The sequence below is a fragment of the Pseudomonas sp. NBRC 111130 genome (assembly GCF_001320485.1).
GTDB lineage: Bacteria > Pseudomonadota > Gammaproteobacteria > Pseudomonadales > Pseudomonadaceae > Aquipseudomonas > Aquipseudomonas vlassakiae.
The window spans coordinates 58,499-72,493 of the sequence record NZ_BCBG01000018.1 but is presented as its reverse complement, the minus strand read 5'-3'; the positions used below and the strand labels follow the sequence as shown (position 1 = coordinate 72,493).

Here is a 13,995-nt window from a genome sequence, read left to right as displayed (position 1 = left end):
ATATGGCGCTTGATCCACCCACAATGCTGACGATCACCATCGCCCTGGCCGCTGCCGCTGCGCTGTACCTGGCGATCGAGTGGCGCAGTGTCCGCGAATCGTCGCTGCTGTTCTGGAGCGCCGGTTTCGCCACGATCACCGTCGGTTCGACCCTGGCACTGTTGCGCGGGATCGGCCTGCTGCTGATCGGTATCTGGTTCGCCAATGGCTTGTTGGTGGTTGCCCATGCGTTCTTTCTGCTGGGCGTGGTGCGTTTCACCCAGGCCCGGCTGTCGCGGGCATGGCTGCTGATCGTGGTGATCTGGTTCGGCTTGTTGCTTCTGCCCGTGGGGCCGCAGTGGTCAAAACTGATGCTGATGGTCAACTCGCTGCTGGTAGCGTCGCTCACGCTCAAGGCCAGCTACCTGCTGCGCCCGCATGGCAAGTCGCTGAGTGTGGGGGCGGTGCAACTGCGTTACGTGCTGTTGATCCATGGCCTGTTCTATGTAGCCAAGGCGGCCGTGGCGGTGATACCGGGCACGTTGATCGACCTGGCGACCTTTGGCGGCCTGATCATCCAGGTTTCGCTGGTCGAAGGGGCGATGGCGATCATGCTGATCGCGCTGTCGATGACCGGCACCGAGCGCTATCGCCGTGAAGAACGCATCGCCCGGCTGGCTGCTCGCGATCCGCTGACGGCGTTGTACAACCGTCGGGCCCTGGAAGTGCGGGCGACGCACCTGTTCAAGGCGGTCAGCCCGGCTCAGCCGGGGGCGTTGCTGCTGATCGACATCGACAATTTCAAGCTGGTCAATGACCTGCATGGACATGCGGCGGGTGACCGCCTGCTGATTGCCTTGAGCGAGATGATTCGTGCGGTGTTGCCGGAGCGTTCGTTGGCGGCAAGACTGGGCGGCGATGAGTTCGTCATCCTGCTCAATGGTGCCAGCAGCGAGAAGGTGGTGGCACTGGGCAGCCAGCTGCGCGAACAGTTCCAGCAGTTTGCCAGGGAGGCGATGCCGACCCCGCAGGCGGTGACCTTGAGTATCGGCGCCAACCTGTTCGATCAGCCACCGGCCAGCCTGGCGGCGTTGATCGAGCAGGGGGATGTGGCGTTGTACCAGTCCAAGCGGGGCGGGCGTGACAGCATCCGCCTGGTTGACCGGACCGTGGCGAGTCCGGTCAGATAGATTGATGCTGGCCCCTTCGCGGGCACGCCCGCTCCCACAGGAATACCGCTGGCTTCGATGTCTGTGAAACCCCTGTGGGAGCGGGCGTGCCCGCGAAGGGGGCGCAAAGCGGCCCCCTGCAATCTCAGGTCACGACCTGATAGCAAGGTACATAAGCAGCGCCACCTGGCAGCTTCATCCGGTGCTGGTCGACGAACGCCTGCAACAGGCGCCCCAACGGTTCCAGCACCGCCGCATCACCGCGGATCTGATACGGCCCGTGCTCCTCGATCAGCCGGATCCCTTTGTCTTTCACGTTGCCCGCAACGATGCCGGAAAACGCCCGGCGCAGATTGGCCGCCAGCTCGTGGGCTGGCAGGTCACGGCGCAGGGCCAGTTCGGCCATGTTGGCGTGGGTCGGGTCGAACGGGTGCTGGAAGCCACCGTCGATCCTCAGCAGCCAGTTGAAGTGGAACGCGTCATTGCGCTCGCGGCGGAACTGCTTGACCTGCTTGAGCCCCTCGACCATGTGCCGGGCCACTTCCGCCGGATCATCGATGATGATCTGGTAGTGGCGTTGCGCGGCCTCGCCGAGGGTGGCACCGACGAAGGCATGCAGCTGCTGCAGGAAGGGTTCGGCACTGCGCGGCCCGGTGAGCACCACCGGGAAGGGCAGGTCCTGGTTGTCGGGGTGCATGAGGATGCCGAGCAGGTAGAGGAATTCCTCGGCAGTGCCGGCGCCGCCGGGGAAGATGATGATGCCGTGGCCGACGCGGACGAAGGCTTCCAGGCGCTTCTCGATGTCCGGCAGGATCACCAGCTCGTTGACGATCGGGTTCGGCGCCTCGGCGGCAATGATGCCCGGCTCGGTCAGGCCCAGGTAGCGGCTGCCGTGCATGCGTTGCTTGGCATGGGCGATGGTCGCGCCCTTCATCGGGCCCTTCATCACGCCCGGGCCGCAGCCGGTGCAGATGTCCAGTTTGCGCAGGCCCAGTTCGTGGCCGACCTTCTTGGTGTACTGGTACTCCTCGCTGCTGATCGAGTGGCCACCCCAGCACACCACCATCTTCGGCTCCACGCCAGGGCGCAGGGTCCGGGCGTTGCGCAGCAGGTGGAAGACATAGTCGGTGATGCCCTGGGAGCTTTCCAGGTCGATGCGCTGGCTGGCCAGCTCGCTTTCGGTGTAGACGATGTCCCGCAGGGCGCTGAACAGCATTTCGCGGGTGCTGGCGATCATTTCGCCATCGACGAAGGCGTCGGCTGGAGCGTTCAGCAGCTCCAGGCGCACGCCGCGGTCTTGCTGGTGGATGCGGACTTCGAAGTCCTTGTACGCTTCGAGAATGGTCTTGGCGTTGTCGACATGGGCGCCGGTGTTGAGAATGGCCAGGGCGCACTGGCGGAACAAAGTGTAGAGGCTGCCGGTACCGACTTCACTCAGTTGCTGGACTTCACGTTGCGACAGCGTCTCCAGGCTGCCTTTGGGGCTGACGGATGCATTGATGACATGGCGTTGAGGCATCTAAGTCGTTCCTGTGCAGGTAAAAACATCCTTGCAAGACAACACCATACCGATCAAGGCGCGTCAACCTAAAAGGCGTTGCACACCGAGGGTGATTGCCAGGCCACCGGCCACCAGCCACAGGTTGAGGACTGCCCCGGTGATCAGTGCCTTGGGCCCGGCCTGGCGGATCTGGCTCCAGCGGGTTTCCATGCCCAGCGCGGTCATGGCCATGGTCAGGGCGAAGGTGTCCAGGCTGTTGACCGCCTGGGTCACGCTGCCCGGCAGCACCTGCAGCGAGTTCACCAGCACCAGGGCGAGGAAACCGAAGGCGAACCAGGGCATGGCGATGCGGCCGTTGCCTTGCGCCTGGCCGGGCTGGCGCGAACGGCTGATCCACAGGCCCACCACCAGCAGCACCGGCACCAGCAGCATCACCCGGGTCATCTTGACGATGGTGGCGATGTGCGTGGCTTCGGGGCTGACATTACTGGCCGCGCCCACCACTTGCGCCACTTCGTGAATGGTCCCGCCGAGGAACAGGCCGGCGCCCAGGGTGTCCAGGTGCAGCCAGCCGGCGTTGATCGCCAGTGGATAGAGGAACATCGACAGGGTGCCGAACAGCACCACGCTACCAACGGCCATGGCGCTCTTGTGCGGGGCGCTGCGCAGTGCCGATTCGAACGCCAGCACGGCGGCAGCACCACAGATCGCGCTGCCCGCTGCGGTGAGCAGGGCAGTATCGCGGTCCAGCTTGAACAGTCTGGTGCCGCACCACAGGCCGATCAGCAAGGTGCTGGTCACGACCAGCAACGATACCGTCAAGCCGGACCAGCCGACTTCGGCGATCTCCTGCAGGCTCACGCGCAGGCCGAAGAAGGCCACGGCGATGCGCAGCAACCCACGGGCCGAGAAGTTGATACCGGCTGCCCAGCTGGCCGGCACGCCATCGCGCAGGGCATTGCCATAAAGGGCGCCGGCGACAATCCCGACGATCAGCGGGCTGATGCCCAGGCCGGCGATGGCCGGCAGGGCTGCCAACTGGGTGACGGCGAGCGCGAACAGCGCGACGAACAGGATGCCGTTGAGCCGCCCTCGGGTGGAGAGGGTAGGCGCCAACGTGGGGTTGGAAGTTGCCGTGGCCATGTGAGTCCTCCGGAAAATGTTTCGACATGACCTACGTTAATCTGGTTATAAGCTTATAAAAAATCGTAATTTAGGATGGCAAATATCCGTTTTGCTGATATTTTTACTAGATGACCCCAGAACAGCTGATAACCTTCGCCACCGTAGCCGAGCACGGCAACATCAGCCATGCGGCCCTGGCCCTGCATCTGTCGCAACCGGCGGTGTCCGGTCAGCTCAAGTTGCTGCAGGAAGACTTTGGCGAACCCCTGTACCAGCGCGCCGGCCGTGGCGTGCGCCTGACCGCTGCCGGCGAGCAACTGCTGGCCCATGCCCAGCGCCTGCGCGATACCTTCCGCCAGGCCCAGGCCTTGTGCGAGGCCATGCGCGGGCTGGAGCGCGGCACCTTGCGCATCGGCGCCAGCACCACGCCGGCCAGCTACCTGCTGCCGTACCTGATTGCCGATTTTCACAAGCGTTATCCGGACGTGCTGGTCAGCACCTCCCACGGCAACACCACGGAGATCGTGGCGGCGTTGGACAGTGTCGATATCGCCTTGATCGAGGGGCCGCCCGGGCAGGATCTGCCCTTGGGCACGCAAGTGACGGCGTGGCGCGAGGACGAGATCGTGGCCATCGTGCCGAGTGATCATCCGCTTGCCGAGGCCGAGGAGCATACCTTGGCGTCACTCGGCGCCTACCCACTGGTACTGCGCGAAAGCGGCTCGGGGGTCCGGCAGATCGTCGAGCGGGCGTTTGCCCGCTACGGCGTAGCGATGCGCGTGGCGTTGGAGATTGCCGGGGTGGAGGGGGTGAAGGAGGCGGTGCGGGCCGGGATGGGCGTTGGGTTCGTCTCGGCCATGTCGATCCGCCATGAGGACGGGGCATTGCGGCAGGTGCGGATTGCGCCAGCGCCACTGGTCAGGCGCTTTTCCATTCTGTTGCCCCATGCTGCCACGCCTTCGCGGGCGGCGGCGCGGTTCATGGAATTGTGCGTGGGGCGGCTCGATGATGCCGGGCGATGATGGGTCAGCCTTTGCCAGGCCAAAGGTGTCAGCCCTTCAGCCCTCATGAAAGCTCGGCAAAAGTGCGCTTGATCGTAGAACCCACAATCGAGCGCGATATCTGCCAGCAGCATCCTCGCGTCGAGCAGCAGTTGCTTGCTTTTCCTGATCCGTTGCTCGCGCATCCATTGCTGTGGCGGCACCCGGGTGCTTTCCTTGAACATTCTGCTGAAGTGGCTGCGCGACAGCGCGCATGCCTCGGCGAGCTCGGTCACCGATATGCCCACGTCCAGATGCGCCAGCATCATCTGCTTGGCGGTCCGCAATTGCCAAGGTTTGAGCTGCCTGGTCGATTTCAAGGCGACAGTCGCCAGCACAGTGCAATCGCCACTGTTCATGAAGGTCCATTCCTGTTCGCGAGGGAAGAACGCTCAGCGGGCAGCTGTGCCCGCTGAGGGAGGCTGATGCGGGATCAGAGAGGCGCGGCAACCGGCGCCAAGGTGGGGCCATGCTTAACGCGCTCAGGCGCCTTGTGGACCATGGTGTAGGCGTAGTCCACGCCCATGCCGTATGCGCCGGAGTGTTCTTTGACCAGCTCCATCACGGCGTCGTAGGTCGCGCGATTGTTCCAGTCGCGCTGCCACTCCAGGAGCACCTGCTGCCAGGTCACCGGCACGACGCCTGCCTGGATCATGCGCTGCATGGCGTAGTCGTGGGCCTCCTTGGTCGTGCCGCCGGAGGCATCGGCAACCATGTAGATCTCGTAGCCGGCATCGTGCATGGCGGACAGCGCGAATGTGGTGTTGCAGACCTCGGTCCACAGGCCGGAAACGATGATCTTGTTGCGGCCGTTGTTCTTCAGGGCATCACGAACCTTCTGATCGTCCCAGGAGTTCATGGAAGTCCGTTCCAGCAGCGGCGCATCAGGGAATACCGCTAGCAGCTCGGGGTAGGTGTGCCCGGAGAAACTCTCGGTCTCGACCGTGGTGAAGATGGTCGGCACGTTGAAGATCCTGGCCGCCTTGGCCAGGCCAACGGTGTTGTTCTTCAGCGTTTGTCGATCAATGCTCTGGACGCCGAAAGCCATCTGCGGTTGTTGATCGATGAAGATCAGCTGGCTGTTGAACGGGGTCAGGACTTCAGTGTTTGGCGTGCTCATTGCTAATCCCTGTGCTGGTTTGTGGCGAAGGTTTGCTCAGCGGTTCTCGCCGAGTGCCAGCAAACGATAACCAAATCATCAGCGATTCGGTGGCGCACTTTTGCGTCGCTAAAGGCGCATTAATGCGCCACCTGTTGCGCTGGGTACGGTGCTAGCCTCTGCGCTACCCGGATCACTACGATCCGTCATTCACTTGGAGAATGCAGTGGCCGCATCACGACCTTTCAACGACGACACCGCCTACTGGGGCGTCCCCTGGGAAGCAAGCTACGGCTATCCGCAAGCCCGGCGGGTAGGTAAAGAGATTTTCGTATCGGGCCAGTTCAACCATGACCAGGACGGCAATCTGGTCGCTCCGGCGCCTCTGGATGCCGACGGCAGACCCAGCGATTTCTCATCGATGGGGGAACAGATGCGTGTGGCCTATGACAACATCTCGTCGTTACTCGCCCTCTACGGCGCCAGCCTTGATGATGTCGTCGAAGAAACCCTTTACGTGCTGGACATGGATGCAGCCTTCGCCGTGGTCGGCAAGGTACGCAAGGCGGCCTATGGTTCGGAACGCCCGCAGGCGGCGAGTAACATCATTGGTGTGTCGAGGCTCGCCCAACGCCCTCAGCTGATCGAAATCGCCTGCCGGGCGGTGATTGGCGCCCGAACCCGCTGACCTGCGTTCCCGCCATCAGCCTGTCAGGCCGAGACCGCCTGCTGCCCTTCAACCAACGGTTTCAGGTCGGCAACGGCAGCCGCGCAGAATGTCATGAAGGCTTTGACCCGCCAGGACTTGCGTATGTCCTGGTGGGTCAGCAACCACAATTCGTCCTGCAGCTGCGGCACTACCGGGCCGAGGCGAACCAGGCCTGGCGTAATGTCGCCCAGCATGCAGGGCAGGAACCCGTAACCCAGGCCCGCCGCAATGGCTGCACTGGCTGCGGCCACTGAATCGGTGCGATAGGCAATGGACTCGGGCGCAACCCTGGATTCGACATAGCTTGTCGCTTTCAAACCGCACAGCGCCGCGGAATAGGAAACCCATCCGTGGCCTTCGGCAAAGGGGTTGGCAGGTAGAGGCTGCTTGATGCTGGCATAGGGGGCCCAGGCGATGTTGGCCAACTTTCGGCCGACCAGGCTTTGCGCTGGCTTACGGGTCGCACGGACGGCGATATCAGACTCATCGCGGGCAAGGCTCAGCGTCTCGTTCCCGACCAGCACTTCAATGGTTATGCCTTCATTGAGCGCTTTGAAGTCCGCGATGATCGGGGTGAGAAAGTACAGCAGCAATGAGTCGCTCGTGGTGATCCGCAGCTTGCCGAGAGGGCCTTGGCCGGCTCGGGAGACACGCCGCGTCACGCTCACGATGTCGAGTTCGACGCGCTCGGCCAGGGCACGCAATTCCGCACCTTCGGCCGTCAGCAAATACCCGGCTTTACGGTGATCGAACAGCGCCACCCCGAGGGCTTTTTCGACCTGGGAGACCCGGCGCGATACCGTGGAAACGTTGATGCCAAGTTTCTTGGCCGTGGCGGAGCGATTGCCGCAATCACTCAAGGTCTTGATGATTCGCAGGTCGTCCCAGGACAGCTGGTTGACCGCCGCACCTGCATCCCATTTGGGCCCGGTGGCGTTGACAGGGGTCGGCAGGGCACTTCCAGGTGACGGCTTCACGGCGTTCATTCCAGGTACGGTGTGCAGATGATACGAGAAGGGGCGGGGGCAACCAAGATGACCCACCCGCTCGTCCCGGCCCTATCCATTCACCTTGAACACATGCTTCATGTACGCCACGAAGTTCGCATCCCGGCACTGGGTCTTGCCCGGGCTGTCGGAGATCTTCGCCACTGGCGCGCCATTGCAGTCGGTCATCTTGATCACGATGTTCATCGGCTCTACCCCGGGGATATCGCAGGTCAGCCGGGTACCAATACCGAAGCTTACGTTGATCCGCGAGTGCAACGCCCGGTACAGGCCCAGCGCCTTGGCGAAATCCAGGCCGTCGGAGAAGATCAGCGTCTTGCCCTTCGGGTCGATCCCCAGCCGCTCATAGTGGGCAATGGCTTTCTCCGCCCATACCAGCGGGTCCCCAGAGTCGTGACGCAGGCCGTCGAACAGCTTGGCGAAGTACAGGTCGAAATCTTCCAGGAAGGCGTCCATGGTGATGCAGTCGGTCAAGGCGATGCCGAGCAAGCCACGGTACTCGCGCACCCAGGCTTCCAGTGCGGCGGCCTGGCTGTCGACCAGCCGTGGTCCGAGTTGCTGGTGGGCCATGAACCATTCGTGGGCCATGGTGCCGAGCGGCTTGAGTTCGAGTTCGCGAGCCAGGTGCACGTTGCTGGTGCCGACGAAGCGGCCGGGGAAGTCGTGCTTGAGCAGGTACACCACTTCTTCCTGCACCCGGTAGGAAAACCGCCGCCGGGTACCGAAGTCGGCCAGCTGGAAACCGGCCAGCTCGTCGGCACTGGCCTCGGCCTTGAGCCAGTCCATCTTCTGGTACAGGCGCTCGCCCACCTGTTCGAGTACCACGTCGCGATAGCGATAGCGGTTGCGCACCTCGCTGATGATCGCCAGCAACGGGATCTCGTAGAGGATCACGTGCAGCCACGGCCCGCGCACGCGGATCGCCAATTGCCCGGCCGCGTCCAGGCCGACCTGCACGTAGCGCAGGTTGAAGCGGAACAGGCTGAGGAAGCGGATGAAGTCCGGCTTGAGGAACGGGATCTTTTCCAGGTAGGCCAGCTGGTCGTGGGTGACGGTGACTTCGCTCAGCTGCTCGATCTGGTAGCGGATCTCCGCCAGGTAAGGAGAGAGGTCTTCATTGTTGCGGCAGCGGAACTCCCACTCCACCTCGGCGTTGGGGTAGTTGTGCAGCACCGCCTGCATCATGGTGATCTTGTAGAAGTCGGTGTCCAGCAGGTTCTGGATGATCCGTGGGCCGAAAACGCTTTCGCTCATGGGCGGTCTTCCTTGATCAGTGAGAGCTGGTAGTCGAGCGCGGCTTCGTCGCCACACAGGATCACGCCCTCGGCGGCCAGTGCACCGCAGGCAGCGATGGCGCCCTCCTGGGTCAGGGCGCGGCACGCCGGTAGGTACAGCAGCACCTGGAAGCCGGCCTGGCGCAATTGCCGGGCGGTGGTCTTGACGCAGTAGTCCAGGGCCAGGCCGCCGACGATCACCGCGCCTACTTCCTGCACCTTCAGGTATTCGATGACCCCGGTGGAGCGGCGCTCGGCGAGGTCGTGGAAGCAGGCGCCGTAGGGGTGCAAGTCGGGCTCGACACCTTTCCAGACGAAGTAGTCGTAGTCGATGGGGGCGGGCAGGCCGGGCAGCAGCTCGAAGCCGGCGGTGCCGGGGACGCAGTGGCTGACCCAGGTCAGGTCGGCGTTGGCCAGGGTCAGCGGTTGCAGCATCTGGCCGGGCTCGGCCACCACCCAGGCAGCGTTGGCCGGGTGGGCGTCCTTGCTGCCCAGGCGCAGGTCGGCGCGCAAGGCCATGGCGTTGAGGTCCGGGACGATCTCGTTGCCTTCCGGCACCGGCAGCTCCTGAGGGGCGTTGGCGGTGAAGCCGTTCTGCGCGTCGACATCGAAACTGGCGATCTTCATGGCGGGTCTCCTCGCTGGAATGATCATATAATTCACCTGGTGTATTAAGTATGTCAAGTGACAATTGCTGTGAGTTTGCGGGTTGCCATACTTAGAAGCTCTGGTGGATTATTGCGTTGATGAACAAGGAGTTCCCGGTGAGTACAGTCGAAGTTCTGGCCAGTGTCGACATCGTCGCCCTGCGCCTGGCCCCTGATGCCCAGCATCTGCAAGTGTTGTTGCACCGTCGTGAGCGCGAGCCCCATATCGGCCAGTGGGCCTTGCCCGGCGTGATCGTCAATGGCCGCACCCCGGACACCAGCCTGGAGGGCGCTGCTGAGCGTGCCCTGCGCGAGAAAGCCCAGGTACTGCCACGTTACCTCGAACAGGTGGGTACCGAAGGCAATGCTTTCCGCGACCCGCGTGGGTGGTCGTTGAGTACCTACTACCTGGCTTTGCTCGACCCGCAACAGCAGGTCGAAGGTGAGCAGCTGGCGTTTTTCGACCTGGACAGCGTGATTGACCGCAAAGTGTTGCTGCCGTTCGACCATAACCTGCTGGCCGAGCGTGCGCGTGAGCGGTTGGCTTCGAAGACGGTGTATAGCAGCTTGCCGCTGTACCTGCTGGCGGAGAAATTCACCGTGCTCGATGCGCTGGGGGCGGTGCAGGCGTGCCTTGGGCAGGCGGTGAACAACACCTCGCTGCGCAAGCGCCTGGAGCGCCTGCGCGAGCTGGGGTGGGTGCGGGATACCGGGGAGAAGAACCAGCCCAGGCTGGGCCGGCCGCAGCAGTTGTATCAGTACACGCCGCAGGGGGAGCGGGTGTTCATGTTCGACCGGAGCCTTCTACCCGAAGGCCTGTAGGAGCGGCCTTGTATCGCGAAAGGGGCGCGTAGCGGCCCCAGCAATCTGTGCGTTTGCGCTGATATTCTGGGGCCGCTACGCGCCCCTTTCGCGACACAAGGCCGCTCCTACAGCGGTCGCGTTCGGTCAGGTCAATGCGCGCCGCCGCCAGAATGGTCGCCAGCACGATCAGCGCAGCACCGGCCGCCATGCGCAGGCTCGGCTGGTCACCGAACAGCCACCAGGCGCCGAGGATCGCATACACCGGTTCCAGCGCGATGATCATGCCGGCGGTACGCGCCTCCAGCCCTTCCAGGCTCTTGACGAACAGGAACTGCGACAACCCGGTGCAGAACACCCCCAGCAGCGCCAGGTTGATCCAGTCATTGCTGCCGAGGCTGGTGTTGCCCAGGTGGGTAAAGGCAAATGGCGCCACCAGCGCGGCTACCACCACGTTCTGCCAGAACGCCACTTGCATGGCGTTCATGCTCGACTGGTTGCGGCGGTTGGCCACGGTCAGCAGGGCGAACGCCAGGCCCGATCCCAGTCCCCAGAGCAGGCCGATGGTGCCCTTGTCCAGCAGGTCGAAGGTCGGTACCACCAGCACCAGGCCCGCCGTCACCATCAGCAGCAGCAAACCTTGCACGGCGCCGATGCGCTGGCCGAACACGCCGCGCTCGATCATGGCGATGAACGCCGGGAAGCTGGCAAAGCCCAGGGTGGCCAAGCCCACGCCACCGACTTTTACAGCGATGAAGAAGGTTACCCAGTGGGTGGCCAGCAACGCACCGGTCAGGCCCAGCACCGGCAGGTTGCGCAGGGTCAGCGCGTCGAGCAGGCGGGTACCCTTGAGCCCGGCGACGAAGCCCAAAGCGATGAAAGCGAAGGTGGCACGGCCGAAGGTGATGATGCTGGCGTCGGCCTCGATCAGGTGACCGAGGATACCGGTCAGGCCGAACAGCACAGCGGCGATATGAGCAACGCACAGGGCGTTACGGTGGCCGGTGGCAGCACCGGCTACGGGGATTGAAGTCGCGATCATGGCAGTCAAGTCTTCACAATGTGGCGCGCGCAAACACTCCCGATCAGCGCGACGCGGGTCTTTGATTCTGGGAGTTTTATCGTTATGAGCCCGGACGAACTGCCCGGTGCAAAAAGGCGCCACAGCGTTGGAATTGTGAAGCGAGGCTGTTTTACTCGCGACTACCACACCGATCAGCCCACGGCGCGGGGCTGGTCGATGTGTGTATTATTTTTGTAGACACGGTTTGGAAGCCGATTGCGGGCGACGTGTGCTTGTCTGATCGCGACGTCGGCTGTTGCCTTGTAGCGCCTTGTTATTCCTCACCGTAATTCATGATCGACAGCAGGCGGATCGGCACCTGCACCAGCTGCTCAGGGCCGTGCGGGGTTTCGCCATCGAAGGTCAGGCTGTCGCCGGCCTGCATGTGGTAGAGCTGGTTGCCGTGGCGGTAGACCAGTTCCCCCTCCAGCAGGTGGAGGAACTCGGTACCGGGGTGGGCGAAGGTCGGGAACTCTTCGCTGGCGTCATCCATGGTCACCATGTACGCCTCGAAATTCTTCTTCGGCCCCCTGGCGTGATTGAGCAAATGGTAGGTATGGCCCTTCTCGGTGCCGCGGCGCACCACCTCCAGCCCTTCACCGGCCTTCACCAGCAAGGCATTGCCATCGGGCTGGTCATACTGGCTGAACAGCTTGGCCATCGGCATGCCCAGCACATCGCACAGACGGCTCAGGGTATCGAGGCTGGTGGACACCTGGGCGTTCTCGATCTTGCTCAGCATGCCCTGGCTGATGCCGGCGATGCGCGCCACATCGGCGAGCTTGAGCGACTGGGCCTGGCGCTGGCGCTTGATCTGCAGGCCCAGGTACTGCTCCAGGCGAAGGCGCGGTGGGGTTTCGGATGGCATCGAATGTCCTGCACGGTTTCAGTTCAAGAATAAAGATTTCGCACTGGGAAAGTGCGAAAGGCAGCTGCGTTGGCGGCTTCTTTCCTCAGATGAAAACAAGTTTCCCATAAACAGAGCATAAAAACCTGCATGGGTTTTGTGTTGTCTGTGCGGGCCTCTTCGCGGGCACGCCCGCTCCCACAGGGACTTTGCGCCCATCTCTGTGGGAGCGGGCGTGCCCGCGAAGAGGCCGGAACAGAAAGCAAACACCAGCCATCAGGCAGAGTTGGCAAGCACGTTGCATTCCTGTGAGGAAAGTAAATTTCTCATGTGGAATTAGTGCCCCTCACCCAGGAGTGATCAACCCATGTTGCCAGCAGAAACCCAGCGCACCCTCGACCAGTACGGCATCAAGTATGTGCTGGCGCAGTTCGTCGACATCCACGGTTCGGCGAAGACCAAGTCGGTGCCGGTATCGGGCCTAAAGATGGTGGCTGAAGAGGGCGCCGGCTTTGCCGGGTTCGCCATCTGCGGCATGGGCATGGAGCCCCATGGCCCGGATTTCATGGCCCGTGGTGACCTGTCCACATTGATCCCGGTGCCCTGGCAGCCGGGCTATGGGCGGGTGGTGTGCGTGGGCCATGTCAACGGCAAGCCGTGGCCCTACGACAGCCGTTACGTCTTGCAGCAGCAGGTGCAGCGCCTGGCCGCCAAGGGCTGGACCCTGAATACCGGCCTTGAGCCCGAGTTCAGCCTGTTTCGCCGTGACGAAGGTGGCAAGCTGCAGCTGGTGGACGCCTCCGACAACCTCGACAAGCCTTGCTACGACTATAAGGGCCTGTCGCGCTCGCGGCTGTTTCTCGAACGCCTTACCGAGGCCCTGCAGCCGGTCGGCTTCGACATCTACCAGATCGACCACGAAGACGCCAACGGCCAGTTCGAGATCAACTACACCTACAGCGAGGCGATGGAGTCGGCCGACCGCTTCACCTTCTTCCGCATGGCAGCCGGCGAGATCGCCAACGACCTGGGCATGATCTGCTCGTTCATGCCCAAGCCAGACCCCAAGCGCGCCGGCAACGGCATGCACTTCCACCTGTCGCTGGCCAGCAGCAGCAACAACAACCTGTTCCACGACCCCTCCGACAGCAGCGGCATGGGCCTGTCGAAACTGGCCTACCACTTCGCCGCCGGCCTGCTGGCCCACGGCCCGGCGCTGTGTGCCTTCGCCGCGCCCACGGTCAATTCGTACAAGCGCCTGGTGGTCGGCCGCTCGCTGTCCGGTGCCACCTGGGCCCCGGCCTTCGTTGCCTACGGCGCCAACAACCGTTCGGCGATGGTGCGCATCCCCTATGGCCGCCTGGAGTTTCGCCTGCCGGACGCCGGCTGCAACCCGTACCTGGTCACCGCAGCGATCATCGCCGCCGGCCTCGATGGCATCGACCGCCAGCTGGAGCCGGGTGAGATGTGCAACGAGAACCTCTACAACCTGAGCCTGGAAGCGATCGCCGCACGCGGCATCAAGACCTTGCCGCAATCGCTCAAGGAAGCCGCCGACGCCCTGGAGGCCGACCCGCTGTTCCGCGAGGTGCTCGGCGCCGAGATCGTCGATGAGTTCATCAAGCTCAAGCGCATGGAGTGGGTGGAGTACTGCCGCCACGTCTCAGACTGGGAAATCCAGCGTTACACCGAATTCTTCTGACCGCCAACCCTATCCCTGGGTAGCGGCGACAG

At 63.2% G+C, this 13,995-nt stretch carries 13 protein-coding genes and 1 pseudogene; 5 read left to right on the top strand and 9 right to left on the bottom strand.

Going from position 1 to position 13,995, the window contains the following annotated elements:
- The first annotated feature begins 2 nt into the window (after positions 1-2).
- On the top strand, positions 3-1,169 hold the full coding sequence (locus APH33_RS10940; RefSeq protein ID WP_054885145.1) for a GGDEF domain-containing protein: 1,167 nt from the start codon (positions 3-5) through the stop codon (positions 1,167-1,169).
- Between the two features lie 124 nt (positions 1,170-1,293).
- Here the strand turns inward: APH33_RS10940 and ppnN are convergent, their stop codons facing one another.
- Positions 1,294-2,667 carry a nucleotide 5'-monophosphate nucleosidase PpnN gene (ppnN, locus tag APH33_RS10935; RefSeq protein WP_054885144.1) on the bottom strand — a complete coding sequence of 458 codons (1,374 nt, stop codon included), beginning with the start codon at positions 2,665-2,667 and terminating at the stop codon, positions 1,294-1,296.
- 63 nt (positions 2,668-2,730) lie between these two features.
- Positions 2,731-3,792, bottom strand: coding sequence for a YeiH family protein (locus APH33_RS10930; RefSeq protein WP_054885143.1), 1,062 nt, complete (start codon positions 3,790-3,792; stop codon positions 2,731-2,733).
- Positions 3,793-3,902: 110 nt separating this feature from the next.
- On the opposite strand from APH33_RS10930, the gene APH33_RS10925 reads away from it, so the two are divergent.
- Positions 3,903-4,796, top strand: a complete 894-nt coding sequence (locus APH33_RS10925) for a LysR family transcriptional regulator (protein ID WP_054885142.1) — start codon at positions 3,903-3,905, stop codon at positions 4,794-4,796.
- An 8-nt stretch (positions 4,797-4,804) separates the two neighbouring features.
- Here the strand turns inward: APH33_RS10925 and APH33_RS26550 are convergent.
- A pseudogene (locus tag APH33_RS26550) lies at positions 4,805-5,173 on the bottom strand (helix-turn-helix domain-containing protein); the annotation flags it as partial.
- A gap of 74 nt (positions 5,174-5,247) precedes the next feature.
- Positions 5,248-5,934 (bottom strand): hydrolase, encoded by a 687-nt coding sequence (locus APH33_RS10920; RefSeq protein ID WP_054885141.1) that lies wholly within the window; start codon positions 5,932-5,934, stop codon positions 5,248-5,250.
- A 205-nt stretch (positions 5,935-6,139) separates the two neighbouring features.
- Between APH33_RS10920 and APH33_RS10915 the strand changes: the two genes are divergently transcribed.
- Complete coding sequence (locus APH33_RS10915; protein ID WP_054885140.1) at positions 6,140-6,601, top strand: RidA family protein; 462 nt, start codon at positions 6,140-6,142, stop codon at positions 6,599-6,601.
- Positions 6,602-6,624: 23 nt separating this feature from the next.
- On the opposite strand, the gene APH33_RS10910 is transcribed toward APH33_RS10915, so the two are convergent.
- The 3 genes from APH33_RS10910 to APH33_RS10900 form a co-directional block, all read right to left on the bottom strand.
- Entirely contained in the window at positions 6,625-7,608 is a 984-nt protein-coding gene (locus tag APH33_RS10910; protein WP_082433547.1) for a LysR family transcriptional regulator, read from the bottom strand.
- Positions 7,609-7,680: 72 nt separating this feature from the next.
- Positions 7,681-8,883, bottom strand: coding sequence for a nicotinate phosphoribosyltransferase (gene pncB, locus APH33_RS10905; RefSeq protein WP_054885139.1), 1,203 nt, complete (start codon positions 8,881-8,883; stop codon positions 7,681-7,683).
- Positions 8,880-9,530, bottom strand: a complete 651-nt coding sequence (locus tag APH33_RS10900; RefSeq protein ID WP_054885138.1) for an isochorismatase family protein — start codon at positions 9,528-9,530, stop codon at positions 8,880-8,882. The genes pncB and APH33_RS10900 overlap by 4 nt, the downstream gene beginning before the upstream one ends.
- 137 nt (positions 9,531-9,667) lie before the next feature.
- Between APH33_RS10900 and APH33_RS10895 the strand changes: the two genes are divergently transcribed.
- Positions 9,668-10,372, top strand: coding sequence for an NUDIX domain-containing protein (locus tag APH33_RS10895; protein ID WP_054885181.1), 705 nt, complete (start codon positions 9,668-9,670; stop codon positions 10,370-10,372).
- Here the strand turns inward: APH33_RS10895 and APH33_RS10890 are convergent.
- Positions 10,335-11,393 (bottom strand): DMT family transporter, encoded by a 1,059-nt coding sequence (locus tag APH33_RS10890; protein ID WP_256218617.1) that lies wholly within the window; start codon positions 11,391-11,393, stop codon positions 10,335-10,337. The genes APH33_RS10895 and APH33_RS10890 overlap by 38 nt on opposite strands.
- A 295-nt stretch (positions 11,394-11,688) precedes the next feature.
- A complete protein-coding gene (locus APH33_RS10885) occupies positions 11,689-12,282 on the bottom strand; it encodes a cupin domain-containing protein (RefSeq protein ID WP_054885137.1) in 594 nt (197 codons plus the stop codon).
- A gap of 346 nt (positions 12,283-12,628) precedes the next feature.
- Here APH33_RS10885 and glnT point away from each other — a divergent pair, with 346 nt between their 5' ends.
- Positions 12,629-13,963, top strand: coding sequence for a type III glutamate--ammonia ligase (gene glnT / locus APH33_RS10880; protein WP_054885136.1), 1,335 nt, complete (start codon positions 12,629-12,631; stop codon positions 13,961-13,963).
- The last annotated feature ends 32 nt before the right edge of the window (positions 13,964-13,995 follow it).

Coding starts and splice junctions, on each gene's coding strand:
- APH33_RS10925 (WP_054885142.1), top strand. CDS start 3,903: ATGACCCCAGAACAGCTGATAACCTTCGCCACCGTAGCCGAGCACGGC.
- APH33_RS10890 (WP_256218617.1), bottom strand. CDS start 11,393: ATGATCGCGACTTCAATCCCCGTAGCCGGTGCTGCCACCGGCCACCGT.
- ppnN (WP_054885144.1), bottom strand. CDS start 2,667: ATGCCTCAACGCCATGTCATCAATGCATCCGTCAGCCCCAAAGGCAGC.
- APH33_RS10940 (WP_054885145.1), top strand. CDS start 3: ATGGCGCTTGATCCACCCACAATGCTGACGATCACCATCGCCCTGGCC.
- APH33_RS10930 (WP_054885143.1), bottom strand. CDS start 3,792: ATGGCCACGGCAACTTCCAACCCCACGTTGGCGCCTACCCTCTCCACC.
- APH33_RS10920 (WP_054885141.1), bottom strand. CDS start 5,934: ATGAGCACGCCAAACACTGAAGTCCTGACCCCGTTCAACAGCCAGCTG.
- APH33_RS10885 (WP_054885137.1), bottom strand. CDS start 12,282: ATGCCATCCGAAACCCCACCGCGCCTTCGCCTGGAGCAGTACCTGGGC.
- glnT (WP_054885136.1), top strand. CDS start 12,629: ATGTTGCCAGCAGAAACCCAGCGCACCCTCGACCAGTACGGCATCAAG.
- APH33_RS10900 (WP_054885138.1), bottom strand. CDS start 9,530: ATGAAGATCGCCAGTTTCGATGTCGACGCGCAGAACGGCTTCACCGCC.
- APH33_RS10910 (WP_082433547.1), bottom strand. CDS start 7,608: ATGAACGCCGTGAAGCCGTCACCTGGAAGTGCCCTGCCGACCCCTGTC.
- pncB (WP_054885139.1), bottom strand. CDS start 8,883: ATGAGCGAAAGCGTTTTCGGCCCACGGATCATCCAGAACCTGCTGGAC.